Genomic DNA, 25,249 nt, shown 5'->3' on the forward strand with positions numbered 1-25,249 from the left:
CGCCGGCATTAAGGGACCATGTCGATGTCCAGCTCCATCCTCCGCACCGCCATTGGCGGGGCGTTCATCACGCTCGTCGCATCTCAGTCGCTCGTTCATATTCTCACCCAGGTGCAGGCCAAGACCTCGCCCTACCGCCAGCAGGCCGACTATGCCGCTCCGATGCGGGCTTACGCGCCTGTCGCGCCGGCGGCCCCGCTCGCGGCGCCCGGCGAGGCGACCATCGCCGCCGATCGGCTCGGCCAATATTCCGCCAATGTCGAGATCGAAGGCCAGCGCGTCCGCATGCTGGTGGACACGGGCGCGAGCACGGTCGTGCTGTCCTATGAGGACGCCGCCGCGATCGGCTATCTGCCAACGCCCGCCGATTTCAAATACCCCGCCCAGACCGCCAATGGCGTCACCCGCATGGCGCGCGTGAAGCTGCGCGAGGCGCGTCTCGGCCAGGTGGCGCTGCGCGACGTCGACGCCTATGTCGCCGAGCGCAACGCTCTGGGAGCCAGCCTGCTCGGCATGACCTTCCTGTCGCGCCTGTCCCGTATCGAGGCGGGAAGCGGAAAGCTGGTTCTGCGTCAGTAGGTCTCTGGTCTCATCCGCGGGCTCGCCCCTCTCGCGCGGGAGCGGGAAACATGCGATTGTCGGCGCGTGTCGCTCCCCCGCCAGCTCTCCGTCTTCGCCCTGGTGGGCGTCGTCGCGACAGCGCTCCATTATGCGGTGCTCGTCGGCCTCGTCGAGCTCGCCGCCTGGACGCCCGTGCCGGGCGCGCTCGCCGGCTATCTATCCGGCGGAGTGGTCTCCTACATCCTCAACCGCCGTCACACTTTCGAGAGCGTGCGGCCGCATGAGGAGACGACATGGCGTTTCGCCCTCGTCGCCTTCGTCGGCTTCTGCCTCACCTATGGCTTCATGCGCCTCTTTGTGGAGAACATGGGGGCGCCCTATCTGCCGGCGCAAATCGTCACCACGGGAATTGTCTTCTTCTGGTCCTTTCTGGGCAATCGCCTGTGGACCTTCCGCGCCGGGCCGGCGTGAGCGGCCCGGCGCCTTTCTCGTCAGGCCGCCTCGCGGCGCTCCACTTCAATGGCGCAGACGTCGCGGCGTGACGGCGGCGGCGCCCATCCGCGCATCTGGTCGCAATTATAGGCGACGACCAGCATGATCTGCGCGCCGTTCAATTGCGAGAACAGAGACCGCGGCAGCGCGAGACCATCGCCCTGCGTCCAGCGCCAGGGGCGATGCTCGCCCGCCTCCTCTGGATGGAAGGATTCGGCGAGCTGCGGATGATCGAGCGAAATTCGCGCGATCTCCCGGCCATCCGTCGCCACCAGGCCGCTCAGAGAGAGGCCGAGACGGCGCATGTCGGCGCAGAGTCCCGTGTCATCCGCCGGAACAAAGCTCGTCGAAAGCAGCCGAATGTCCTGCGCGTCGTGCGGAAATGAGAATATCGCCGAGCCTTCGGCGCGGATCGGCGAGATCTCCGCCCCATCGACGAGGAGGCGCACGCAGGGATCGAGCTCGCGCCGATAGCCCAATCGCTCCGTCCGGGCCATGAGCTGCTCGCGCACGGCCGCGATCATCGCCGCCGAAGCGAAGGGGCGGCAGAAGTCGGAGTCGAAACGCCGCTCCGACGCCGGCGAGCCTTGGATGTCGAGGAAGAAGCCGCGCTCGCCGGTCGCGCTGTAGCTCTCCGACGGAAGATTTTCGGCGATCAGAATATCGTGGCTCTCGAGCTCGACATGCCAGTAATCGACCGTCTCGACCGGGACGCGCGCGATCGTCGCGCCATTGACGAGGCTCTGCGCATGGATCAGCGCCTCGCCGACGCAATCGACGCAGAGACCATGCCCCGGCGAGACATAGAGATCGCGCGCCGGGCGATTTTCGCCGAAAGCCCCTGCTGCGATGCGCACCGGCCAGGCGTCGCGCGGCGTCGCGCGCGCTGTGCAATCGATCTTGCGATGGCCGATCCACACGATCGGACGCTCGCGCCCTTCTGTCGTAACGACGAGATCGCCGATGCGCAAATTCTCGACGGCGATATCGCCGCGCGTCGTGCGGATCAGCGTGCCGGTGACGAAGCAGGTCACGGTCGCGCTGAAATTGGTCGCGGCGAGCGGGCTCTTCTGGACGCCCGTGTCCTGAAGATAGGCTTGCTGACGCGGATCATAGTAGAGATCGACATTGGGGCCGACATAGCTGCCGTTTCCGCCGGTCTGATTGCCATTGGCGGCGGGATAATCGGTCACGAAATTGAGGCCGTTGTAGTCGACATAGGCGCCGTTCGGGCCATTGCCGCTCGGCCAAAAATGATTGTCCGCGCCCTCGGTCGATCCGCTCGGATCGACGACGCCGGTGACATTGTAGACCGTTCCATTCACGGAATAGGTACCGCTCGCATTCGTGACAGTGTGCGAGCCGTCGGTATTCAGGGCATCGGAATATGTCAGATTGAGCGTGACGTCGATTTTGGGAGTTCCATCCGCCGCATTGGCGGGAATCGTATAATTTACTGTAGAAGTGCCCATCTTGATCACCTTACGAACCAACACCACAGAAAAACGACTTCAAATCCGAAGCATGGGAGATATCGATCTCGACCTGAACCTCGATTTAATTCGAATAATCGAAATAACGCTTGATTTGAATCTTTTGATAAACCGCAAGTTGCAATCTATCAATCCGTTGCAACTCGTACGTCGCCTCCGCCGCGCCGCGGCCCCTCCTCACCCGCCGACGTTCTGAATGCGTCCCCAAGTGCTCTTCGTGCCCCATATGCCCTGGCGCAGCGCCTCCAATTGCACGATTTGCGAGTGGTCGACGAAGAGATTGACCTCATTGCCGTAATTCTTGACGTACCATTCGAAGACCGGCGGATCGGCGGCCTCGAACATCACTTTCTCGAGCCCGAGGCTGTCGATCACGCGCGCGGCGACATCGGTGCGCCAGCGCGTCACATTCTCGGTGATCCCTTCGCTCTCGATCATGATGATGTCGGCGCCGGCGTCGAGCGCGCGCTCGGCCTGCGCGATGAGCCAGGAGACGTCGCGCGTTCCCTCCGCCTCCAATTCCGACGCCGAAGTGTCGCCGCCGGCGCCGAATTGAATGCCGACCTCGGGCTTGGCCTTCAGCCCCGCCTTCTTCACCACGCGCACCAGCCGCAGCAGGCTGTCGACCGGCAGGCTGACGAAGCCCGCCGATATCTCCACCACATCGAAGCCGAGCGATTTCACCTCTTCTATGTAGCGGTCGATCGCGTCAGGGCCGAAGCGCATCACATTCTCGAGCCAGCCGCCGGTCGAGATATAGGCGCCATGGTCATGCGCGGTCTTGTTGAAGCTCCTCACCGCCTCGGGCGGCATCAGCGCGAAAGAGCCGCCGGCATATTTCACGCCGTCGATCCATGCGCCCATGGTCTCGAAGAGATCGGCGAGATGACGCTTGCCATAGGCGCTGTAATAAGGCCCACGAATTTCGGTGAGCCCGCGCTGGCGCGGCTTGCTGGTGCGCGCGGCGCGCGGAATGAAGGAGAATGTGGTCTCGACCATGGCGTTCACCTAGCGTGCTCGAGTGCGAGCCTGAGGGCTCACGGTCCAACGCAGTCCCTGGACCGCGAGCCTTCAGGCTCGCATTCGTCGCTCCCCCTGCGCCGATCCGCCGATGCGCCCCAGCAGTCCCGTCAGCTCCGCGACGCGCCGCCGGTCGAGCGTCTCGATCACATTGGCGATGGCGTCGCGCTCGATCTCGCTCGTCTTCTCGCGCGTGACGCGATCGAATTTTCGTCGCGCCGCCTCCCAATCGAAGGGATCGGTATAGAAGCCGTGATAATCGTCGCGCGAGCAGCCGAGCAGGCGCCCATCCTCGAGCTCGATCGCGAGCCGCGCCGGCAAAAATTTCGGAAACAGAGCTGTAAGCTCCGGCGAAGGGGCGATCTTCACCTTGCGCAGCAGCGTCTGCGCATCCTCGGCGAGAATGCGCTGCGGCGCATATTGTTCCGGCTGCACCTCGCCGTCGATGAGCGCGACGGCGAGTATATAGGGAAGGCTGTGATCGGCCTCCTCCTTATTGCGCACCAGTCGCTTGTCGCCTTCTTCGCCGCCGCCGATGATCTGAAACGCCACCGCGAAAGTCTCGAGCCGCGCCTCGCGCACAGAAGCCGCCGAAAACCCCGGCCGCGCGCGGATGTCGAGCGCCGCGTCGATCGCCGATTGCGAATGAATCTCGGCATTGTGCTTCTTGACGATGGTGCGCGTCACGCTCTCCAAATCCTCGCGCAGCCAGTCGATTTCGAAACGCCCCGCGATCGTCTCCTCGAAGCCCTTATTGCCTTCGAAGACTTCCGACGGCCCGGTGATCCCATGCGCGGCGAGCAGCGCCGCATGCGTCGCGGCCATTGCGGTATTGGGATAGGCTAGGCCCTTCCAATTCGAGAGCGCGCCCGTACGCGTCACGCGCAAAGCATTATTCGCGGTTCCGCTGATGGCGATGGCGTTGGCGATTTTTTCGGGCGAGAGACGCAGCGCCTTGGCGACGCCGGCGGCGGCGGCAAAGGCGCCCTGCACCGTATGGTCGAAGCCGCGAGCCCGCACAGGGGCGACATCGCTCAAGCGCGTATGCACTTGATAGGCGACGGCGAGCGCCGCTAAAAATTCCGCGCCGCTGGCGTCGCGCATTTCCGCCGCCGCGAGAACGGCGCCGAGATTATCAGAAGGGTGACAGGTCTCGCCCGGCGCGAGATAGCTGTCCATGAAATCGAGATAGCGCGACAGCGCGCCATTGTAGAAGGCGGCGCGATCGGGCGCGGTCTTGCCGCCGCCGATGAGCGTCGAAATCGGCGCGCCGCCGAGCGCCAGCGTCATCTCGCGGATCGCCTTTATCGGCGCCGCGTCGAGCGCGCCTATGGCGACGCCGATCGTGTCGAGAACGCGGATTTTCAATTGCCGCAGCGCGGCCTCGCTCATCTCCTCGAGCTGCGCCCGATCGACGAATTCCGCGAGCGTCTGAACCTCGGTCATTGGCGAGATTCCTTGCAGGCCGGTGTATCTGTCGCTGCGGCCGGCAGTATCAAGCCGTCTTTGCTCACGTCCCCCGCGGCTTCGCCCGGGTCGTCGGCGCTGCGCCAGCGGGATCGTCGGGCCAGGGATGGCGCGGATAGCGGCCCTTCATTTCGCGCTTCACCTCGCTCCAGGAGCCCGCCCAGAATCCCGGCAGATCGCGCGTCGTCTGAATGGGCCGATGCGCCGGCGACAAAAGCTCCAGCGTCAAGGGAACGCGGCCCTTGGCGAGCGTCGGATGTGTGGCGAGGCCGAAGAGTTCCTGCACGCGCACCGATAAGAGCGGGCCATTGGCGGCGGCATAATCGAGCGCATGGCGCGAGCCGGCGGGCGTCGCGAAAAAGGCCGGCGCCTCCTGATCGAGCCGCCGCGTCAGCTCATAGGGAAGCAGCGCCGAAAGCGCGGCGCCGAGATCATCGGCCGTTATGGCGGCGACGCTGGCGCGGCCGAGAATGAAAGGCGCGAGCCAATCTTCGACGCTCTGCGCGAGACCTTCGTCGCTGACGTCCGGCCAATCGTCGCCTTCGGCGCGGCGCAGAAAGGCGATGCGGTCGCGCAATTGCTCCTGCGCCTTGCTCCAAGGCAGACGCGCTACGCCGAGCCCGGCGACGCCGCGCGCGAGAATGGCCGCATTCTCCTCGCTGGCTTCGACCGAAAGATTCTGCTCGGCGAGGCGGATCGCCCCGAGCCTGCGAAAACGCCGTCGCCGCAAGCTCGCGCTCTGCGCGTCGAAAATTGTTTCGTCGCGGGTCTCGATGCGATCGGCGGCGATGCGCTCCACCTCTTCGGCCATTAGCGCGCAAGCGGCGAGAATACGCGCCTGCGCAGCGCGGCCGGTGATCTCGGCAATCGCCAGAAAAGGCGCCTTGGCGAGAACGTCATGCGGCGGCGTGGCGGCGGCGCGGCCATTGGCCATCAGAAATTCGCCGCCGGCGCCGCGCGCTTTGGCGATGCGATCGGGATAGGCCATGGAAATGAGCGCGCCATCGGAGAGATCGGCTTCCGCCTCACGCCGGACGGCGGCTTTCGCCTGCTTGGCCCAGCTCGCCGAAAGCCGCTGCGCATCGCGAGCGCGGCGAGAGCTGTCGGAGCGGAAGCGATCGAGGCGATCCGAGAGATCGCTGGACGTTCCCCCGAGCCCGCGCTCGGAGAGCAGCAGAGCGAGATCGGCGGCGCGTTCGGCCTCGCCATGGCGCGCCGCCTCCAAGATCATGCGCGCGAGGCGCGGCGCCAGCGGCAGCGAGCGGACCGCGCGGCCGGTCGCGGTGAGCGCGCCTGTCTCGTCCAGAGCGCCGAGCGCGCGCAGCAGAGCGACAGCCTCCTTCCAAGCCGGCGCCGGCGGCGGATCGAGCCAGGCGAGCTTGCCCGGATCGTCGAGGCCCCAGGAGCGCAGATCGAGCGCGAGGCCGGAGAGATCGGCGGCGAGGATTTCCGGCGCGGCGAAAGCGGGCAGCGACACGGTCGCGGCCTCGTCCCACAGGCGATAGCAGACGCCCGCTTCCGTGCGCCCCGCCCTGCCCCGCCGCTGATCGACGCTGGCCCGCGCCGCCCGCACGGTCTCGAGCCGGGTGAGACCGAGATCGGGCTCGAAGACCGCGACGCGCGAGAGGCCGCTGTCGATGACGACGCGCACCCCTTCGATGGTCAGCGAGGTCTCGGCGATGGAAGTGGCGAGCGTCACCTTGCGGCGTCCCGGCGCAGCGGGCGCGACGGCGAGATCCTGCTCCTTGCGATCCATGGCGCCGAAGAGCGGGGCGATATCGACGTCGGCGGGAAGGCGCCGCTCGCCGAGAAAATTGGCGACACGCTGAATCTCGCCCTGCCCCGGCAGGAAAACCAGAATCGACCCCTTCTCCTCCGCCAGTGCGCGCGTCACGGCGCGGATCACGGCCTCTTCCAGGCGCTCATTGGAGTCGCGGCCGAGATAGCGCGTCTCCACCGGAAAGGCGCGACCCTCGCTCTCGACGATTCCCGCGCCGCCCATCAACCCCGCGACGCGCGCTCCATCGAGCGTCGCCGACATTGCGACGATGCGCAGATCGTCGCGCAGCCCCGCTTGCGCGTCGAGCGCCAGAGCGAGGCCGACATCGGCGTCGAGCGAGCGCTCGTGAAACTCGTCGAAGAGCACGGCGACGACGCTCTCGAGCATGGGATCATCGAGGATCATGCGCGCAAAAACGCCTTCGGTGACGACTTCCACGCGCGTCTTCGCGGAGATTTTCGACTCGAGCCGCATGCGCAGGCCGATCGTCTCGCCGACGGATTCGCGCAGGCTCGCGGCCATGCGCGCGGCGGCGGCGCGCGCGGCGAGACGGCGCGGCTCCAGCAGAATGATCTTGCCACCTTTCGCCCAATCGGCGTCCAGCAGAGCGAGCGGAATGCGCGTCGTCTTGCCGGCGCCGGGCGGCGCCACAACGACGAGATTGCGCCCGTCGCCGAGCGCCGCCGTCACGCGCGGCAGAACCTCGTCGATCGGCAGCTTGTCGGTAAAAGCGATCAAGGAAGCGTCCGCGCGTCACAGCGTTTTCCGCTCGAACGGACCGTTCGAGCGATCAGAATTCGCTGCAAACCACCGCGCGGGGCGCGCTCACTTCTGCTTGGCGATGATCTTGTCCTTGATCTTCTCATAGACGCCTTTGGGGAGGATGTTCTTCTGATAGAGCTCGTCCTTGCCCTTATAGGGCCTCCCCTTGATGATCGCCACGGAGCGCGCCTCGCCAATGCCGTGCAGCGCGTTCAGTTCTTCCTTCGTCGCGGAGTTTATGTCGAGAAGCTCCACCGGTTTGGGAGCGGCTTCCTTGGCCGGCAGCTCCTTGGAAGGTTCCTGCGCCGGAGCCTCCGGCTGCTGCTTGGCGGGCGCGCTCTTGCCCGCTTTGGCGATGGATGTCGCAGGCGCCTGCGCCAGCGCGGCGGCGGCGAAGGTGGACAGGAAGGCGAGAAGGCAAAGGCGCAAAATATTCCGCATGACGAGACCTCGCATAAGGACGCGCGGAGGGTAGCGTCTCGTCGAAGCGCGGTCGAGCGGCGGAGGCTGCGGTCATCCCGCAGAGAGCGCCCGCATCGCCGCCTCATGCACGCGCTTGTCGCCCGCCGCGATGATCGCGCCGCCCTGCGCGGCCGGGCCGCCGTCCCATGTGGTGACGACGCCACCCGCGCCTTCGACGATCGGGATCAGCGCGACAATGTCATAAGGGTTGAGATTGGTCTCGATGACCAAATCCACATGTCCGGCGGCGAGCGCGCAATAGGCGTAGCAATCGCCCCCATAGCGCGAGAGCCTGGTCTGCGCCTCCACTCTGAAAAAATCATCGCGGAGGCGCTCGTCGATGAGCCTCGGCGAGGTGGTCATCAATGTCGCCTCGGCGAGCGTGGCGCAGGGGCGCGTCTGCAGCTTGCGACGCTCCTCGGTCGGCGCCGGCGGCTGCGCCTTCCAGCTGGGCTCGACATGGTGATGTCGCGCCGGCCCGCGCCAATAGGCGGCCGCGCCATCGCCGGAGAAGCGCTCGCGCGTGAAGGGCTGGTGCATCAGCCCGTAGCAGGGCCGCCCGCGATGCTGGAGGCCGATGAGCGTGCCCCACAGCGGCAGGCCGCAGATGAAGCTCTTGGTGCCGTCGATGGGATCGAGCACCCAGACATATTCGGCGTCGGCGCGGATATTGCCGAATTCCTCGCCGATGATTCCATGGCTCGGAAAAGTCGCCTCGATCAGCCGGCGCATGGCGATCTCGGCGGCCCGATCGGCCTCCGTCACCGGATCGAAGGCGCCGCCCGGGGCTTTGTCCTCCGCCGCGAGGCTGGTGCGGAAGAAGGGCAGAATCGCCTCGCCAGAGGCGTCGGCGAGGCGTTCGACGAATTTCTCGAAATCGACGGCGGTCATTGCCTCTCCGGCGCTGTGGATTTATTCGGCGGCGGCGCGCTGCTCGCGCGGGCCGACGATTTGCGTCAGCAGCCGCACGATCTCGCCGAGCCGGGAGGCCAGCAGATCGAAATCGACGCTGCGACGCAGATCGGCCTCGTTCATATAGAGATTTCGTGAAATCTCGATCTGCACCGCATGCCAGCCGGCGCCCGGCCTGCCGTAATGCTCGGTGATATAGCCGCCGGCATAGGGGCGATTGCGCTGCACATGATAGCCCCATTGCCGCAGCCGCGCCTCTATGGCCTCGACGACGTCGCCCGAGCAGCTCGCGCCGAAACGATCGCCGAGCACGAAATCCGGCTTGCGCTTGTCGCCGCGGCCGGTGGCGCTCTCCTTGGCGACGCTGGAGGGCATGGAATGGCAATCAACCAGCAGAGCGACGCCGAACTTGCGGCGCGCGCGCTCCATCAGCGAGCGCAGAGCGGCGTGGTAGGGCTTGTGCAGGCTCTCGATGCGATGCAGCGCCTCGGCGACGCGCAGCCGGCTGGAATAGATCTCGCGAGCGTCGGCGACGACGCGCGGAATGGTGCCGAGGCCTGCAGCCACACGCAGCGAGCGCGTGTTGGCGAATTCCGGCAGCGCATCCTCGAACATGCGCGGGTCGAGCTCATAGGGCTCGCGATTCACGTCGAGAAAAGCGCGCGGGAAATGCGCCTTGAGCAGCGGCGCGCCGATCGCCGGCGCGAGAGCGAAGAGCTCATGCACATGCGCATCCTCGGACCGGCGCAGATTCCCGATGTCGAGCCGCGAGCTGGCGAGAAAGCTCGCCGGATAGATGTCGCCCGAATGCGGAGACGAGAAGACGAGCGGCGACGAGAGCTCGATGGGCTCGACCAGCTCGAACGGAACATGGAGCTCGGGATCGGCGGGCGTCGGGCTCTCGGCCCGCTCCTCGTCCATCATCGTCGACGCCTCATCGCTCTCACTCTCCTATCGCCCCCTCGAGAGAATATCGCGGATGCGCAGCATAGACTCTTTCAGCGCGCATATTCCCGAAAATTTCAGATCATGCGAAACAAGGGCCAGAATTTCAGAGGCGGGCGTGAGCGGGTCCTTATTTTCACCCGATTTTTACCAAACTGCGCCCTTATGACATAGAACATGCGAGGAGCGATATGACCGACAAGATTGCCGCGAAAATCCTGCTGGCGGAGGACGACACCGACATGCGCCGCTTTCTGGTGCGCGCGCTGCAGACGGCCGGATTCGCCGTCACGTCCTTCGACAACGGGCTCTCCGCCTATGACCAGCTCCGCGTCGAGCCTTTCGAGCTGCTGCTCACCGATATTGTGATGCCGGAGATGGACGGCATAGAGCTGGCGCGCCGCGCGACGGAGCTCGATCCCGACATAAAAGTCATGTTCATCACAGGCTTTGCGGCGGTCGCCCTCAATCCCGACAATCAGGCCCCGCGGCAGGCGAAAATCCTCTCCAAGCCTTTCCACCTCAAGGACCTCGTCAACGAGGTGCAGCGTCTGCTCGCCGCCTGACCAAAATGCGGCGCAACGCGCCTAGAATTGCCGGCGCCGCTCACGCGACCTTGCTCCTTTGCGCGCCATGCGCTATGAGCGCCGCCAAACGCCGGCGTCGGCGCGGCTCTCATTTCGAGGAATGACGATGAAGAAGGAAATCCATCCCGACTATCACACGATCAGGGTCGTGATGACCGACGGGTCGGAGTATTTCACGCGCTCGACCTGGGGCGCCGAGGGCGACACGCTCAACCTCGACATCGACCCCAAGACGCATCCGGCCTGGACCGGCGGCTCTGCTCAGCTGCTCGACCGTGGCGGCCGCCTGTCGCGCTTCAACTCGCGCTTCGGCAATCTGTCCTTCGGCAAGAAGTAAGCGCGTCCCTCACCGGCGCCAAAAAAAGCCGCGCTCGAGAGCGCGGCTTTTTTGGTTTCTCTCGTCTCGGGAACCCGGCGCCTCAGAGGCCCGGGGCGAAAGCGTTGCGCAGCCTCTGCAGCTGGGCCTCGACCGGGCTCTCGGCCTGGTTCTGGCGATAGCCGGCGTCCGAGCCATAGATCAGCTGATCGAGATGCATCACCCGCGCCTGCAAGCGCAGCGAGTGAATGGCGAGATCGCGCAACTTCTGCGGCAGATGCGCGAAAACATCCGGATTGGACGCGAGCTCCTGCTGCGACAGCCGCACCTTGTGCTTGTCGCTGGCGGCCTGCGCTCTCGTGATCTCGCCCTGATTGACCGCCCGCTGCAGCAGCAGCCAGGAAGCGATCTGCATCAGCCGCGTCGTCAGCCGCATGCTCTCGGCCGCATAGGCCAGAGCCTCGGGCCGCGGCAGCGATTTGGCGTCGTCCCGACCATCGCCGTCGAGATAGGCCGCCGCCTCCTCCACCAGCGCCATGCCCTCTCGAAACATGGCCCCGAACGCCTCCGACCCCGCCAGCTTCTCCACGAAGGAGACCGGAGTCTGAATGCTCTCCACCGAATCGGACGCTTGTCCCATCATACGACGCTCTCGAACGCTCGAACGCCGCGCTCGATCCGCGCCGTTCCGATGAGACCTATGTAACGCAAATTTGCGGGGCGCGCCTTATTAGGTTTTGCTTAACCTTAATCTTTGAATCCGTACGTATTACGCCCGAGGTCACGGCTCGCGAGCCGCCTCCGCGCGGGTCCGCGCCCGCCTCTCCCTGCCCGGCCAATGCTGATGCGGCGCATTAGCGACCGGCTTTAAGCAAATGAAATATCGCCTTTTATCGGTCTGCTTTAACCATTGCTCGAAGAATGGCGCAAAATTCCGCCGCCGAGGCGCGTGGAGGCGCAGAATATCCTTCCAGCTAAACCGCTTAGGCTCAGCTCTTGATGTTCCGCTGGAGCTCCATATCGGCGGTGCGCTCGGCGCCGACGACCGAGCGGCCGAGGCCCGCCTTCAGAGCGCCGGCGCAGAGCGCGGCGAGCGCCAGCAGCAGGCCGACGCGCAGCAATTGCCCGCCATCGGGCGCCGCCGGCCGGTTGGAGAACGCGAGCGAGCGACCGTTTTTCGGCGCGGCGTCGCTCCGGCGAAGGGTCACGGCGGGCCGGCCGCCTCTCGTCTCGAGGATTTCCACAGGATCGAACGGCACGGAACTGATCTCCAACGAAGGGGGCCGAGGGCCTCACTCTGGCCAAATGGCGCTTTCGAAACGGTGAAGGCCGCGACCAGCGCCGCCGTCAGGGTTTATCTCCGGTTAACGCCTGAGCGGCGGAGGGCGCGCGAATGCGGGCGGGACGTCAGTGAATGCTTGACGCGCCCGCCGCCGGCCTGTCATTTGAGACCTCGCCCCACCTCCCCCCACACGCGCCATTCTTCAGGACTCCATGATCCGATCCGCATTGATGAACGTCATGACTGCCGCCGCCATAAAGGCCGGGCGCAGCCTGAAGCGCGACTTCGGCGAGGTCGAGAATTTGCAGGTGTCCGTCAAAGGCCCCGGCGATTTCGTCTCCGCCGCCGACCGCCGCGCCGAAAAGGTCGTGTTCGAGGAATTGTCGCGCGCGCGTCCCGGCTATGGCTTCCTCATGGAGGAGAGCGGCGCTGTCGAGGGCAGCGACAGGACCCACACCTGGCACATCGATCCGCTCGACGGCACCTCCAACTTCCTGCACGGCATCCCGATTTTCGCAGTGTCCATCGGGCTCGAGCGGGAGGGCCAGCTGGTCGCCGGCGTTGTCTATAATCCGGCGACCGACGATATGTTCGTCGCCGAGAAGGGCCAGGGCGCCTATCATAACAACAGGCGCATGCGGGTGGCCTCGCGCAAATCGCTCGGCGACTCGCTCATCGCCTGCGGCATCCCCCCGCTCGCAGCGGTGGACCGCCACGCGCTCTTCCAGACGGAGCTGACCGCCGTCATGGCCAAGACCGGCAATATTCGCCGCATGGGCGCCGCCGCGCTCGATCTCGCCGGCGTCGCCGCCGGCCGCTACGACGCCTATTGGGAGCGCGGCATCAAGCCCTGGGATATCGCCGCCGGAATCGTTCTGGTGCGGGAGGCCGGCGGCTTCGTCAGCGATCTCGACGGCGGCGGCGACATGCTGCCCAAGGGCGCGATCTGCGCCGGCAATGAGACGATCCACCGGCTCCTACTCGACACAGTGCGCAAGGCGCGCGCGTGACAGGCGGCCCCCCGATATCCGGCCCGCGTATCGTCGCGCGCCGCGATTCGGACTGGGCCGAGCTCATCGAGCTCTGGGTCGCCGCCTGGCGGCGGACCTATGCGGACATTGATTTCGAGGCGCGCCGCGACTGGCTGAAGAATCACATCATCCAGCTGGAGCACGGCGGCGCGCGCACGCTGCTGCTGCTCGAGGGCGCCGGGCGGACGCTCGTCGGCTTCGTCACCGTCGATCCCGCTTCGCATTGGCTCGATCAGCTCTGCGTGCATCCAGAGCGCTTCGGCTCCGGCGCGGCGGAGGCGCTGATCGAGGCGGCGCGCAGCCTCTCGCCCGCGCGGCTGCGGCTCGACGTCAATCAGGACAATAAGCGCGCCGTCGCCTTCTATGAGCGCGAAGGCTTCGTGCGTGTCGGCGAAGGCCGGCCGAGCCTCGCAGGCCGGCCGACGCTGATCATGGAATGGTCGTCGGCCGCCGCGCCGCGATCTTGACCTGAGCGAAGGCCGACCGATCGAACGGGCTTCCGCTCGATCGGCGTACGCTCTAGGCGCCGATCTTCTCGCCGACCAGCGCGAGCCGGACCATATTGGTCGCGCCCGGCGAACCGAAGGGCATGCCGGCGACGATGATGATGCGATCACCCGGCGCGGCGAAGCCCTCGCCCAGCGAATTCACGCTGGCGCGATCGACCATATCCTCCACGTCGCGCGCATCCTGCGTCTCCAGCGCATGGACGCCCCACACCAACGCCAGGCGGCGCGCCGTGTCACGATTGGGCGTCAACGCGAGAATTGGCGGGCGCGGCCGCTCGCGGGCGATGCGCAGCGCCGTGGCGCCGGAGGCCGTCCAGGCGCAAATGGCCATGGAGTCCAGCGTCTCGGCGACGTCGCGCGCGGCGACGGCGATGGCGTCGGCGGCAGTGGGATTGGGCGGCGCATTGCGCTGAGCGTTGAGGATGGAGCGATAGACGCCGTCGCTCTCCACCTCCTCTGCGATGCGGCTCATCGTCGCCACCGCCTCGATCGGGAACTGACCAGCGGCGCTCTCCGCCGAGAGCATGACGGCGTCGGCGCCCTCATAGACAGCAGTGGCGACGTCCGACACTTCGGCGCGGGTGGGGAGCGGGGCCAGAATCATCGATTCCAGCATTTGCGTCGCCACCACCACCGGCTTGCCGAGCCGGCGCGCGGCGCGGGTGATGCGCTTTTGCAGGCTCGGGACCTTCTCGAGCGGCACCTCGACGCCGAGATCGCCGCGCGCCACCATCAGCGCATCGGCGTGCTCGATGATCTCGTCCAGCCGGGCGATGGCCTGCGGCTTCTCGATCTTGGCCATGACCAGCGCGCGCGAGCCGACGACGCGCTTGACCTCGAGCACATCCTCGGCGCGCTGCACGAAGGAAATCGCCACCCAATCGACGCCCTCGATCAGCGCCGCGTCGAGATCGACGCGGTCCTTGGGCGTCATGGAGGTGATCGGAATATCCGTGTCCGGCAGGCTGACGCCCTTGCGGTTGGAGACGCGGCCGCCGATGTCGACGACGGCGCGGGCCATGTCGTCCGAGGTCTCGACCACATGCAGCCGCACCTTGCCGTCGTCGATCAGAATGGCGTCGCCGATCTTCAGCGCCTGCAGAATCTCAGGATGCGGAAGCTGCACGCGGACAGCGTCGCCCGGCGTCGGATCGGCGTCGAGGACGAAATGATCGCCCTTGCGCAGATGCACCGGTCCGTCGGCGAAGGCGCCGATGCGGAGCTTCGGCCCCTGCAGATCGACCAATATGCCGATGGCGCGGCCGGTCTCGGCCTCGATCTCGCGGATCATGCGCACATAGGCGGCGAGCCCGGCATGATCGGTGTGGCTCATATTGATCCGAAACACATCGGCGCCGGCCGTCGACAGGCCGGCCACGACGGTCTTCTCGACGCTCGCGGGACCGAGCGTCGCGATGATCTTCACGCGCCGCAACCTTCTCATTTTGTCGCCCAATCCTCTTTTGTCAGAGCCGCGCGGGCCGTCTTCGTCACTGCGTCGACGACGGCGTCGGATCTGTGAGCTGCACCGTCCAGTTCTTGGCGTCGCGCCCCGTGTCTATCTCGAAGAAGCCCGTGCGGTCGAAGCCGCGCGCGAAGCAGTCCTCGCGCCCGTCGATGCGGAACTCGCGATCGCGCGTGCACATGAACGCCTTGCCCTTCCACTCTCCGCCACGCTCGTCCATGGCATATACGTAGTAGTACTGCGCCGCCAGCGGTCCGCGCAACAGCGTCTCGCAGGCGGAGGAACGCAAATTCCACCACCCTTCCGACAGCCAATTGCGTCCGTCCGTATAGGCCAAGGACACGCTCACTCTGTTCGTCGTGTTGTTGCACAGGCGAAAATCCGCTCGCGCGCCGGATATAACGCAAAGACAACACGAAATAATCACAAAGAGAGTCGTGCGTCCGGGCATGGGCGGAACAGTCGCGAGAGGGTCGAAGAGCGGCGCCGCGGACCGGCGGTCCGAAGCGGCGATACACAGCCAAACCACGGGACGGCCGCTTTGTCCACCCCGACGACGCCTCCTGGCGCGCAATCGGGCCGCGGGCGTGGCCGTCTTGTCACTGTCACGACCTAGCGTAGACTTAAAGACAGGTTTTCCCGCCGGGCCGCGAAGGTCCGGGCATGACCTTTTCAATGGAGAGCATCATGTCGCAATTGCTCGAGACGAAAGCAGAGATTCACGCGGAGGTGACGGCTCCAGCTCCGCAATGGAAGACGGACTTCTATTGGATATTGCGCATTCTCTGGGCCTGCCGCGTGAGCGTCGTCAGCGCCCTCGCCGGCCTTCTCCTCTTCGGCCTCGTCGATCAGGCGCAGAATCTGTTCGCGGATCGCTCCTTCGACGCGCTGCTCTTCGGCGCGCATTATTGGCTCAGCGTCTTCGCCGCGATCTTCCTGGTCTGGGCCTTCCCCGTCCATTACGGCGCGCGCCGCGTGCTCGAGGACGCCGATTCGGCCTGGATGATCCCCTATCTGCTGCGCGTCGAGATGCGCGACAACGACATACGCTCCGTCCGCGACCATGTGCGCCGACGCTTCGGGCATGTCATCTGTTGGACGCCGCGTCTCCTCGGACTAATCCCTTTCGTCGCCGTGGCGCTCGGCCTCTGGGGCGCGCAGGCCTCGATCGAGAACGCCGCCATCCTCCCCGAGGCGACGGCGACGCGCGACCAGATCTATGCGCTGCTGGCGCTCGACGCTGCGACAGCCGCCGCGTTCGTCTATTTTGTAATGAAGCGTCAGCGCATCGCCAAATTCATCGGCGCGAGCATGGATTTGCGCTGGCTGACCTTCGCCTCGCTGCACGCCACGACAGCGGTGTTCGTCTCGGCGCTGATCTGGCCCTTCTTCTTGTCCGACCATGCGCCGCGCGCGCTGCTGGTTCCCTTTCTGCTCGGCAGCCTCGTGCTCGGCGCGAGCTGGCTGGTGCGCAAGGGCTATGAGACCGGTCGCCCGCTGCTGCTGATCGCCATACTCTTCGCGGCCGGGATCACGGCGGCGAACACGCATCTCGACGATGTGCGCGCCCTGCCCGAGGCTTCCGGCGCGCCCTCGAAGGAGGATCGGCAGATCGACATCACCGAGGCGGTGAGAAATTGGAAGGCGGCCAATGGCTGCACCGAGACGGAATGTCCGCCGGCGCTGATCGTCGCGGCCGAAGGCGGCGCCAGCCGCGCGGCCTATATGGCGGCGACGGTCATCGGCCATTTGATCGATCGCGACGACGATCTCCACGATGCGCCGCAGCTGAGCTCGCCTGGCCGGCGAGTCTTCGCCTTCTCTGGCGTCTCCGGCGGCGCCTTCGGCTCGGCGATCTTCCGCGCCGCGCTCGCCGACGCCGCGGAGAAGGACGCGCCGACGCCGCCCTGCGTCAATTCGGCGCGCGTCTGGGTCGGCGCGCATGAGCATCGCGACCCGACGAAGAGCTGGCGCGACTGCCTGCAATTGCTGGTCGCCGGCGATTATCTCTCGCCCGCCTTCGTCGGCCTCGGCTTTCGCGACAATTTCTCGCCGCGCAAATTTTTCTTCGGCGAGGAGAGCTGGATGGAAGATCGCGCCGCTCTGCTCGAGAAATCCTGGGAGCGTCATTACGACTTCGTGACCAACGCCGCCTATAAGAAAGACTATTGGACCGGCGAGCTGATCCAGACCGGCGAGCCCTGCGCGAGCGGCGCCGCGACCGGCATGTGCCGTCGGCTCGGCTATGCGCGCGCGACGCCGGCGGGCAAATGGGCGCCGCTGCTGCTGCTCAACGGCACGTCGGTGGACAGCGGGACGCGCATCATCGGAACCGATCTGATTTCGACGCGCCCCGCCCCCGCGACCAATTCGCGCGCGCCGCTCTATCCCGCCGCCTATGATTTCTTCGAGATGATCTCGACGCCCTGCAAGACGCCGCAGGGCGACATGTGCCCGGCCGCGGCGCAGGGCGACAAGGACGTCGCGGCGCTGCGCGACGGGCCGGACATTCTTCTCTCCACCGCGGCGCTGCTCAGCGCGCGCTTCCCCGTCATCTCGCCCGCGGGAACGCTGCGCGCCAAGGGCGACGGCTCCCATGGCGACCGCGTCGTCGATGGCGGCTATTTCGACAATGCCGGCCTCGCCTCCGCGCTCGATGTGGCGCGCGCACTGAAGGGCCAGGGCGTCACGCCGCTGATCCTGTGGGTGCAGAACGATCCCGTCGGCGCGCTCACCGACAATACCCTGCCGCCGCGCGCGGCAGGCACGCCGCGGCTGGGCGAGACGGGGGTGAGCTTCGTCTCCGATCTCTTCGGCCTCGTCGCCGCGCCCGCGAACGCTCTGCTGGCGACGCGCGCCGGCCATGCGGCCGAGCAGGCGGCGCTGGCGCAGCGCAGCCTGCTCGAGATGAACGCCGACACCGACCGCTACGCCGGCGATATGACGGCGAGCTTCTTCCAGATCGGCGTGCGCGTGCAGCCCGTGCTGGTCGCCGATGGCGGCGATGATCCGCTGCTCGACGCGACTTGCGCGCGCTTCAAGGGCCAGACCTTGTCCATGTCCAAAGTCTCGATGAGCTGGTGGCTGTCGCAATCGGTGCAGGCCGATCTCGACGCTCAGCTCTGCGACAAGGCCAATCGCCAGAGCCTGAAGGATCTTCTCACGCGGCTGAAGCAGAAGCTGCCGCTGGTGAAAGCCGAATGGTGACGGCTGTCATTGCGAGCGAAGCGAAGCAATCCAGGGCCATAGGGCGGCCCCTGGATCGCTTCGTCGCTTCGTTCCTCGCGATGATGGCCCGGAGCTCTCGCCGCGGCTTCAGCCGCGGCGCAGGAAGGCGGCGGCGCGCGGCGCGTAATAAGTGAGAATGCCCGCGGCGCCCGCGCGCTTGAAAGCGGTGAGGCTCTCCATCATCGCGCGCTCGCCGTCGAGCCAGCCATTGGCGGCGGCGGCCTCGATCATCGCATATTCGCCCGACACCTGATAAGCGAAGGTCGGCGCATGAAAGGCGTCGACGACGCGTCGCACAATATCGAGATAGGGCATGCCCGGCTTGACCATCACCATATCGGCGCCCTGCTCGAGATCGAGCGCCACCTCGCGCAGCGCCTCGTCGCTATTGGCGGGGTCCATCTGATAGGTGCGCTTGTCGCCGCGCAGAGTCTTATTGGTGCCGATGGCGTCGCGGAACGGTCCGTAGAAGGCCGAGGCGTATTTGGCGGCGTAGCTCATGATCTGCACATTCTCGAAGCCCTCGGCGTCGAGCGCGGCGCGGATCGCGCCGATGCGCCCGTCCATCATGTCCGAGGGCGCGATGACATCAGCGCCGGCGCGCGCCTGATTGACCGCCTGCGCCGTCAGCACGGCGACGGTCTCGTCATTGACGATCTCATCGCCGACGAGCAGCCCGTCATGACCATGGCTCGTATAGGGATCGAGCGCGACATCGGTGATGATCCCTATGCCCGGAACCGCTTTCTTGATCGCGCGGCAGCCGAGACAGACGAGATTTTCGGGATCGAGCGCGGCCGAGCCATGCGGATCGCGCAGCGCCGGATCAGTGTTGGGAAACAGCGCCACCGCCGGCACGCCGAGCGAGGCCGCCTCCTCAATCGCCTCCAGCGCCGTGTCGATCGAATAGCGATAGACGCCGGGCATGGAGGCGATCGGCTCGCAGCGCCCTGCCCCGTCGAGCAGAAACAGCGGCCAGATGAGATCGTCGGCGGAGAGCCTGGTCTCGCGCACGAGGCGGCGCGCCCATTCGCTCTTGCGATTGCGGCGCGGGCGCGCGGTGAGCGCGAGCCGCGCGGAGGCGTCGGCGAATTTGTTTCCGGGAGATTTCATTGGCGCGACCTCCAGCGCAGCCGCGTCACGGAAAACGCGCACGGCGGCGAAGCGTGCGTAGCATGGCGCTCGTCGCAATGGGAAGACTGCGAAACCTCCGAACATTGACGCCCTGCCGCCTTCCGGTCTAGAGCCGTCCTCACGTCCGACGCCGCGCTCTCATCCGCGGATGCGGCGCGACGAGCAATGGGAGCCGATGGCGGAACGCGTGAACTCCGGCGCTCTCTCTTCATCGCGGAGCGCCTTTGCGGCGATCGTCGCCTCGCTCTGCGCGCTCGCGACCGCTGTCGTCGCAGCGCCTCAGCCACAGCCTGCTAGCGAACGTCCGCCGCACGCGGCCGCGCGACGCGCGACGCGCGCGCCTGCGCCGCCACGACGTCCGCCAGAGCAGCGCGCGCCGCAGCCGCCGGCGGTAGAGACGCCGCCCGCGCCGCCGCAGGAGCTGCCGCCGCTCGACACATCGACGCCGCCGCCCTCGCTGCCGCGCGCCTCGCGCGAGCGCATGCGCCAATGCGCCACACAATGGATGAAGATCCGGCAGGAAGGTCGAACGGCGGGAACGAGCTGGCGCGAGTTCGCGACCAGATGTCTCACCCGTTGATGGCCTGAGGGAGCGGTCTCGCCCGCCGTCGCGGACCTCGCGTCGAGGTCGGCCGGAAAAGCGCGAGAGAAAGAAAGCCGATCAGCAGGAGCAAGGAGCGCGGGCCGAGCCGGCCCGGGCGAGAGAAGTGCTGCGAAACGCGTTCACGATGCGAGGTGGATCGGCTGCGCATGGCGAACGCGTTTCGGCCGCGGGTCTTTCGTCAGACCGCTTCCGAGCTTTCGGGAGCCGGAGGAGTTTCCTTGGCCTTGCGCGGAGCGCGACGCTTGACGGGCGCCTTGCGCACGGCCTTCTTCGTGGCGGTCTTCTTCGTCGCGACGCGCTTCTTCGTGGCGACGCGCTTCTTGGTCGCAACGCGCTTCTTCGTCGCAACGCGCTTCTTCGTCGCCGTCTTGCGCGTGGTCTTGCGGGCGACCTTCTTCGAAGCGGCCTTGCGCGTAGCCTTCTTGGCGGTGGCCTTCTTGGTCGCGGCCTTCTTGGTCGCCGCCTTCTTGGTCGCAGTCTTACGAGCACCCTTCTTCGCGGCCGCCTTTTTCGCAGGCTTACGCTTCGTCGTTGGTTTCGCCATCTTCAGTCCCCTTGATCCATATCGTCGGAATGTCGCTATGACCGACAATAGGCCGCAATAGCGTAACGTGGTTAACCAGTCGTTCAAGTGGCGCTTTCACGAATTGCTCGCGAATGCGATGTCGCATAGCGCGCGACAGCAGCGAATGCGCGCGCCGATGAACGCCGCGACGCATGTCGATGAAGGCGTAAGACGCAGCGCGGAAGACGCATGTCGAAAGCGATCTCGACAGCGCTCGAAAGGCGCGTCGCGCATCGACGACGACGCCTCCTCGAAATGTCCACGCACTCCGCGCGACCGTCGACGAGGCCATTCAATCTATTGTTTTTCTTCAATGACTAGGAGATGCGCACAATTGCGCGTAACGCATTCGCGCGACGATGCGCGCATGACGAAGCGCGATTTTGCGCTTTCGTTTCACGCTGTCGCCGACGCTCCGCGCCGATCGCTTCGCATGTCTCGACGCATGCGCGACGACGCCGGCGCCGCCTCTGCGAAGCTCGTCACGCGCGCTCTCGCAGCGCTGCTAACCATGTGAAAAAAAATTGTGCGCAGCGCGCGCGCCGCGTCTCGCGAAAGCCGCGCTGCGGCCATCGCGCGGCGTCGATTCGATCGAATCGACGCCGCCGGTGATTCGAGTTTCGGCTCTGTCGGAAGTGTCTCAGACGCCGAGACGGCTCTTCAGCAACTCATTGACGGCTTGCGGATTGGCCTTGCCGCCGGTCGCTTTCATCACCTGGCCGACGAACCAGCCGAGCATGGTCGGCTTCGCCTTGGCTTGCGCGACCTTGTCGGGATTGGCGGCGATGATCTCGTCGATCGCCTTCTCGATCGCGCCAGTGTCCGTCACCTGCTTCAAGCCGCGCGTCTCGACGATCTCGCGCGGATCGCCGCCTTCCTGCCAGACGATCTCGAACAGATCCTTGCCGATCTTGCCCGAGATGACGCTGGTGGAGATGAGATCGACGATGGCGCCGATCGCCGCAGCGGACACGGGCGAACGCGTAATGTCGAGCCCCTCCTTGTTGAGGCGGCCGAACAGCTCGTTGATCACCCAATTGGCGACGAGCTTGGCGTCGCGGCCTTTCGCCGCCTCCTCGAAGAAGTCCGCGCTCGCGCGCTCGGCGACGAGCACGCCGGCGTCATAGGGCGGCAGGCCGTAATCGGCGACGAAGCGCGCGCGCTTCTCGTCTGGCAGCTCCGGCAGTTCGACCTTCAGCGCGTCGACATAGGCCTGATCGAATTCCAGCGGCAGCAGATCGGGGTCCGGGAAATAGCGATAGTCGTGCGCCTCCTCCTTGGAGCGCATGGAGCGCGTCTCGCCCTTGCCGGGATCGAAGAGGCGCGTCTCCTGAGCGATGACGCCGCCATCCTCGAGAATGCCGATCTGGCGGCGCGCCTCCACCTCCACCGCCTGGCCGATGAAGCGGATGGAGTTGACGTTCTTGATCTCGCAGCGCGTGCCGAAGGGCGCGCCGGGCTTGCGCACGGAGACGTTCACGTCGGCGCGCAGCGAGCCCTGCTCCATATTGCCGTCGCAGGAGCCGATATAGCGCAGAATGGTGCGCAGCTTGGAGACATAGGCGCGCGCCTCCTCCGCCGAGCGAATATCCGGCTTGGAGACGATCTCCATCAGCGCGACGCCGGAACGGTTGAGGTCCACATGGCTCTCGGTGGCCGAGAGATCATGGATGGACTTGCCGGCGTCCTGCTCGAGATGCAGACGCTCAATGCCGACGGTGATGCGCTCGCTGGGCGTCACATCGACGATGACCTCGCCCTCGCCGACGATCGGATGCTTGTACTGGGAAATCTGATAGCCCTGCGGCAGATCGGGATAGAAATAGTTTTTCCGATCGAAGACGGAACGCAGATTGATCTGCGCCTGCAGGCCGAGGCCGGTGCGAATGGCCTGTTTGACGCATTCCTCATTGATGACCGGCAGCATGCCCGGCATGGCGGCGTCGACGAGCGAGACATGGTTATTGGGCTCGCCGCCATATTCGGCGGAAGCGCCGGAGAAGAGCTTGGCCTTGCTCGTCACCTGGGCGTGAATCTCCATGCCGACGACGACTTCCCAGTCGCCGGTCGCGCCTTTGAGGAGCTTGCTCGGCTGCGTCTCGCGCGTGTTCATGTCTTTCGTCCTCGAACCGTGTCTATCGTTGAGGGAAGCTTACATCTAAGATCGACGCTCGTCATTGCGAGCCGAGGGCGAAGCAATCCAGGGGCCGATGGACCCTCGATCGCGTCGTCGCCGCTCCGCTCCCAGCAATGACGGCTCAGGCGCCGGACGGCGTCTCGCTTTGCTCGCGATCGCCCATCAGCCGCTCTTCATAGCCGATCGACCATTCGATCAGCGCGCGCCAAAGCGCTTGCCCCAGTTCGACATCGAGCCCCTCGCGCTGCGACGCCGCGGCGACGCGCGCCAGCACTTCGTCGACGCGCTCGGGCACGCGCGCGGGAATGCCGAGCGAGGGTTTCACCGCCGCGGCGCGCTCGATCTGGCGCTGGCGGCGCGCGAGCAGAGCGACGAGCTCGTCGTCGAGCGCGTCTATGGTGGCGCGCACGTCCGACATTTCGTCGCGCGGTTCAAGCTTTGCGGCCTCTGCTCTGCGCGTCATTTCGCCTCTGTCCACCAGGGCTGCGGGAATTCGATCTTCGGCGCCGCGCTCTCCAGCGCCGCGGCGAGCGAGAACAAGGTCGCCTCGTCGAAGGGGCGGCCGATGAGCTGCAGGCCGAGCGGCAATCCGTCGGCGCCGAGCCCGCCCGGCACCGCAATGCCCGGCAGGCCGGCCATGTTCACCGTCACGGTGAAAATGTCGTTCAAATACATTTCAACCGGATCGGCCGCGCCCTTCTCGCCTTGCGCGAAAGCGGTGGAAGGCGTCGCCGGCGTCAGCACGGCGTCGACGCCGGCCGCGAAAGCCTCGTCGAAATCGCGCTTGATGAGGCTGCGGATTTTTTGCGCGCGCACATAAAAGGCGTCGTAATAGCCATGCGAGAGCACATAAGCGCCGATCATCACGCGGCGGCGCACCTCGGCCCCGAAGCCTTTGGCGCGCGTCTTCTCATACATGTCGGCGATGTCGCGGCCCTTCTCGCGCAGGCCGTAGCGCACGCCGTCATAGCGCGCGAGATTGGAGGAGGCCTCCGCCGGCGCGATGATGTAATAGGCCGGCAGCGCGAAACGCGTATGCGGCAGAGAAATCTCGACGATCTCGGCGCCCGCGTCGCGCAGCCAAGCGACGCCCTGATCCCAGAGCGCATTGATCTCGGCGCCGCCGCCGATGCGGTATTCCTTCGGGATGCCGATGCGGCGGCCCTTCACCGAGGCGCCGATCGCCGCCTCATAATCGGGAACCGGCGCATCGACGCTGGTCGTGTCCTTGGGATCATGGCCGGCCATGGAGCGCAGCATGATGGCCGCGTCGCGCACTGTGCGCGTGATCGGCCCCGCCTGATCGAGCGAGGAGGCGAAAGCGACAATGCCCCAACGCGAGCAGCGGCCATAGGTCGGCTTTATGCCGACCGTGCCGGTGAAAGCCGCCGGCTGGCGAATGGAGCCGCCCGTGTCCGTCGCCGTGGCGCCGAGCGCGAGACGCGCGGCGACGGCGGCGGAGGAGCCGCCGGAAGACCCGCCGGGGACGATCTTGGCGTCGTCGAAGCCATCGCCCTTCTTGCGCCGCCAGGGCGAGACGACAGGGCCGAAGGCGCTGGTCTCATTGGAGGAGCCCATGGCGAATTCGTCGAGATTGAGCTTGCCCAGCATCAGCGCGCCGTCACGCCACAGATTGGCGGAGACGGTCGATTCATAGGTGGGCGTGAAATCGTCGAGAATGCGGCTCGCCGCCGTGGTGCGCACGCCCTTGGTGCAATAGAGGTCCTTTATGCCGAGCGGCAGGCCCTCGAGCGGGCGCGCCTCGCCGCGCGCGATGCGCGCGTCGCTGTCGCGCGCGGCTTCGAGCGCGAGCTCTGGCGTCTCGGTGAGAAAAGCGTTGAGCGCGCGCGCTTTCTCTATCGCCTCTATATGGGCCTTGGTCAGCTCCGTCGCCGACAGCTTCTTCGCAACGAGCGCGTCGCGCGCCTCGGCGAGGGACAAATGCGTAGGATCGGACATGAATGCGTTTCGCTCGTTCGTGTCTTATTCAAAGGCCCGCGTCTGGCGGGCGTCGCTCGTCTTTGCGGAAGGCGTTTATTCCACGACCTTGGGCACGACGAAATAATGGTCGTCCTTTTCCGGCGCATTGGCCAGAATGGCGTCGGCGAAGCCGCCGTCGGTGACGACGTCCTGCCGTTTCTTCATTTGCATGGGCAGAACGGAGGTCAAAGGCTCGACGCCCGCGACATCGACGCTCGACAGCTCGGCGACGAAATCCAATATGGCGTTGAGCTCCGCGCCGAGGCGCTCGACCTCTTGGTCCTCGACGGCGATGCGCGCGAGATGGGCGATGCGGCGGACAGTCGCCTGATCGACGGACATTTTATGGAGCTCCGTTCCGACTTCGTCCCGCGCGCTATACCACTCGCGGCTTCGAGGGCGCAATGCGCGCGTCCGCCCGTGATGCAACGAGCGCGCCGGATTTCCAGAAAGCCGCGCGACGTGCTAGGCGAATAGGCATGACCGCCGGACAAAAGACGCTCGAGGAGCTCGCCGC

25 protein-coding genes are annotated in these 25,249 nt (G+C 66.0%); 8 read left to right on the forward strand and 17 right to left on the reverse strand.

What is annotated here, in order from left to right; translation table 11 throughout:
- The first annotated feature begins 24 nt into the window (after positions 1-24).
- Both A1351_RS11380 and A1351_RS11385 read left to right on the forward strand, forming a co-directional pair.
- The gene (locus A1351_RS11380) at positions 25-579 is read left to right on the forward strand and encodes a TIGR02281 family clan AA aspartic protease (protein ID WP_245291637.1); all 555 of its coding nucleotides are present in this window, start codon (positions 25-27) and stop codon (positions 577-579) included.
- A 66-nt stretch (positions 580-645) separates the two neighbouring features.
- Complete coding sequence (locus tag A1351_RS11385; protein ID WP_024880122.1) at positions 646-1,032, forward strand: GtrA family protein; 387 nt, start codon at positions 646-648, stop codon at positions 1,030-1,032.
- A gap of 20 nt (positions 1,033-1,052) precedes the next feature.
- Here the strand turns inward: A1351_RS11385 and A1351_RS11390 are convergent, their stop codons facing one another.
- From A1351_RS11390 to A1351_RS11420, 7 genes are all read right to left on the reverse strand, one after another.
- Complete coding sequence (locus A1351_RS11390) at positions 1,053-2,525, reverse strand: Hint domain-containing protein (protein WP_134188096.1); 1,473 nt, start codon at positions 2,523-2,525, stop codon at positions 1,053-1,055.
- Between the two features lie 198 nt (positions 2,526-2,723).
- Positions 2,724-3,545, reverse strand: coding sequence for a phosphosulfolactate synthase (locus tag A1351_RS11395; protein ID WP_064033005.1), 822 nt, complete (start codon positions 3,543-3,545; stop codon positions 2,724-2,726).
- Between the two features lie 72 nt (positions 3,546-3,617).
- Complete coding sequence (locus A1351_RS11400) at positions 3,618-5,012, reverse strand: MmgE/PrpD family protein (protein ID WP_064033006.1); 1,395 nt, start codon at positions 5,010-5,012, stop codon at positions 3,618-3,620.
- Between the two features lie 64 nt (positions 5,013-5,076).
- Positions 5,077-7,551, reverse strand: a complete 2,475-nt coding sequence (gene hrpB / locus A1351_RS11405; protein WP_371441480.1) for an ATP-dependent helicase HrpB — start codon at positions 7,549-7,551, stop codon at positions 5,077-5,079.
- A gap of 87 nt (positions 7,552-7,638) precedes the next feature.
- A complete protein-coding gene (locus tag A1351_RS11410; RefSeq protein ID WP_024880129.1) occupies positions 7,639-8,016 on the reverse strand; it encodes a helix-hairpin-helix domain-containing protein in 378 nt (125 codons plus the stop codon).
- Between the two features lie 72 nt (positions 8,017-8,088).
- Positions 8,089-8,928, reverse strand: coding sequence for a histidinol-phosphatase (hisN, locus tag A1351_RS11415; protein WP_024880130.1), 840 nt, complete (start codon positions 8,926-8,928; stop codon positions 8,089-8,091).
- 21 nt (positions 8,929-8,949) lie between these two features.
- A complete protein-coding gene (locus A1351_RS11420) occupies positions 8,950-9,870 on the reverse strand; it encodes an N-formylglutamate amidohydrolase (RefSeq protein WP_134188115.1) in 921 nt (306 codons plus the stop codon).
- Between the two features lie 215 nt (positions 9,871-10,085).
- Between A1351_RS11420 and cpdR the strand changes: the two genes are divergently transcribed.
- Positions 10,086-10,460: a cell cycle two-component system response regulator CpdR gene (gene cpdR, locus A1351_RS11425; RefSeq protein ID WP_018265194.1), complete on the forward strand. Its 375-nt coding sequence runs from the start codon at positions 10,086-10,088 to the stop codon at positions 10,458-10,460.
- Between the two features lie 127 nt (positions 10,461-10,587).
- Positions 10,588-10,818: a 50S ribosomal protein L31 gene (rpmE, locus tag A1351_RS11430; protein ID WP_024880132.1), complete on the forward strand. Its 231-nt coding sequence runs from the start codon at positions 10,588-10,590 to the stop codon at positions 10,816-10,818.
- Between the two features lie 82 nt (positions 10,819-10,900).
- Here rpmE and A1351_RS11435 read toward each other — a convergent pair whose 3' ends face one another.
- Both A1351_RS11435 and A1351_RS11440 read right to left on the reverse strand, forming a co-directional pair.
- Entirely contained in the window at positions 10,901-11,437 is a 537-nt protein-coding gene (locus tag A1351_RS11435) for a DUF1465 family protein (protein ID WP_024880133.1), read from the reverse strand.
- Between the two features lie 349 nt (positions 11,438-11,786).
- Positions 11,787-12,056, reverse strand: coding sequence for a hypothetical protein (locus tag A1351_RS11440; protein ID WP_134188095.1), 270 nt, complete (start codon positions 12,054-12,056; stop codon positions 11,787-11,789).
- A 235-nt stretch (positions 12,057-12,291) separates the two neighbouring features.
- Here A1351_RS11440 and A1351_RS11445 point away from each other — a divergent pair, with 235 nt between their 5' ends.
- The gene (locus A1351_RS11445; RefSeq protein WP_024880135.1) at positions 12,292-13,089 is read left to right on the forward strand and encodes an inositol monophosphatase family protein; all 798 of its coding nucleotides are present in this window, start codon (positions 12,292-12,294) and stop codon (positions 13,087-13,089) included.
- Positions 13,086-13,577: a GNAT family N-acetyltransferase gene (locus tag A1351_RS11450; RefSeq protein WP_024880136.1), complete on the forward strand. Its 492-nt coding sequence runs from the start codon at positions 13,086-13,088 to the stop codon at positions 13,575-13,577. The genes A1351_RS11445 and A1351_RS11450 overlap by 4 nt, the downstream gene beginning before the upstream one ends.
- A 52-nt stretch (positions 13,578-13,629) precedes the next feature.
- Here the strand turns inward: A1351_RS11450 and pyk are convergent, their stop codons facing one another.
- Together pyk and A1351_RS11460 are read right to left on the reverse strand one after the other, a co-directional pair.
- Positions 13,630-15,063 carry a pyruvate kinase gene (gene pyk, locus A1351_RS11455; RefSeq protein WP_024880137.1) on the reverse strand — a complete coding sequence of 478 codons (1,434 nt, stop codon included), beginning with the start codon at positions 15,061-15,063 and terminating at the stop codon, positions 13,630-13,632.
- A 46-nt stretch (positions 15,064-15,109) separates the two neighbouring features.
- Entirely contained in the window at positions 15,110-15,535 is a 426-nt protein-coding gene (locus A1351_RS11460) for a DUF1036 domain-containing protein (RefSeq protein ID WP_024880138.1), read from the reverse strand.
- A 236-nt stretch (positions 15,536-15,771) separates the two neighbouring features.
- Between A1351_RS11460 and A1351_RS11465 the strand changes: the two genes are divergently transcribed.
- A complete protein-coding gene (locus A1351_RS11465; protein WP_157096264.1) occupies positions 15,772-18,291 on the forward strand; it encodes a hypothetical protein in 2,520 nt (839 codons plus the stop codon).
- A 108-nt stretch (positions 18,292-18,399) separates the two neighbouring features.
- Here the strand turns inward: A1351_RS11465 and hemB are convergent, their stop codons facing one another.
- Positions 18,400-19,425: a porphobilinogen synthase gene (gene hemB / locus A1351_RS11470; protein WP_024880140.1), complete on the reverse strand. Its 1,026-nt coding sequence runs from the start codon at positions 19,423-19,425 to the stop codon at positions 18,400-18,402.
- Positions 19,426-19,621: 196 nt separating this feature from the next.
- Between hemB and A1351_RS11475 the strand changes: the two genes are divergently transcribed.
- Positions 19,622-20,026 carry a hypothetical protein gene (locus A1351_RS11475; protein WP_157096265.1) on the forward strand — a complete coding sequence of 135 codons (405 nt, stop codon included), beginning with the start codon at positions 19,622-19,624 and terminating at the stop codon, positions 20,024-20,026.
- Positions 20,027-20,228: 202 nt separating this feature from the next.
- Here the strand turns inward: A1351_RS11475 and A1351_RS11480 are convergent, their stop codons facing one another.
- The 5 genes from A1351_RS11480 to gatC form a co-directional block, all read right to left on the reverse strand.
- A complete protein-coding gene (locus A1351_RS11480; RefSeq protein WP_024880142.1) occupies positions 20,229-20,594 on the reverse strand; it encodes a hypothetical protein in 366 nt (121 codons plus the stop codon).
- 661 nt (positions 20,595-21,255) lie between these two features.
- The gene (gene gatB / locus A1351_RS11490) at positions 21,256-22,728 is read right to left on the reverse strand and encodes an Asp-tRNA(Asn)/Glu-tRNA(Gln) amidotransferase subunit GatB (RefSeq protein WP_026598788.1); all 1,473 of its coding nucleotides are present in this window, start codon (positions 22,726-22,728) and stop codon (positions 21,256-21,258) included.
- Positions 22,729-22,873: 145 nt separating this feature from the next.
- Positions 22,874-23,215 carry a chorismate mutase gene (locus A1351_RS11495; RefSeq protein ID WP_083967277.1) on the reverse strand — a complete coding sequence of 114 codons (342 nt, stop codon included), beginning with the start codon at positions 23,213-23,215 and terminating at the stop codon, positions 22,874-22,876.
- Positions 23,212-24,711, reverse strand: coding sequence for an Asp-tRNA(Asn)/Glu-tRNA(Gln) amidotransferase subunit GatA (gene gatA, locus A1351_RS11500; RefSeq protein WP_064033010.1), 1,500 nt, complete (start codon positions 24,709-24,711; stop codon positions 23,212-23,214). The genes A1351_RS11495 and gatA overlap by 4 nt, the downstream gene beginning before the upstream one ends.
- Positions 24,712-24,786: 75 nt before the next feature.
- The gene (gene gatC / locus A1351_RS11505) at positions 24,787-25,074 is read right to left on the reverse strand and encodes an Asp-tRNA(Asn)/Glu-tRNA(Gln) amidotransferase subunit GatC (RefSeq protein WP_024880148.1); all 288 of its coding nucleotides are present in this window, start codon (positions 25,072-25,074) and stop codon (positions 24,787-24,789) included.
- Positions 25,075-25,249 lie beyond the last annotated feature (175 nt).

The organism is Methylosinus sp. R-45379, assembly GCF_001644125.1.
Classification (GTDB): domain Bacteria; phylum Pseudomonadota; class Alphaproteobacteria; order Rhizobiales; family Beijerinckiaceae; genus Methylosinus.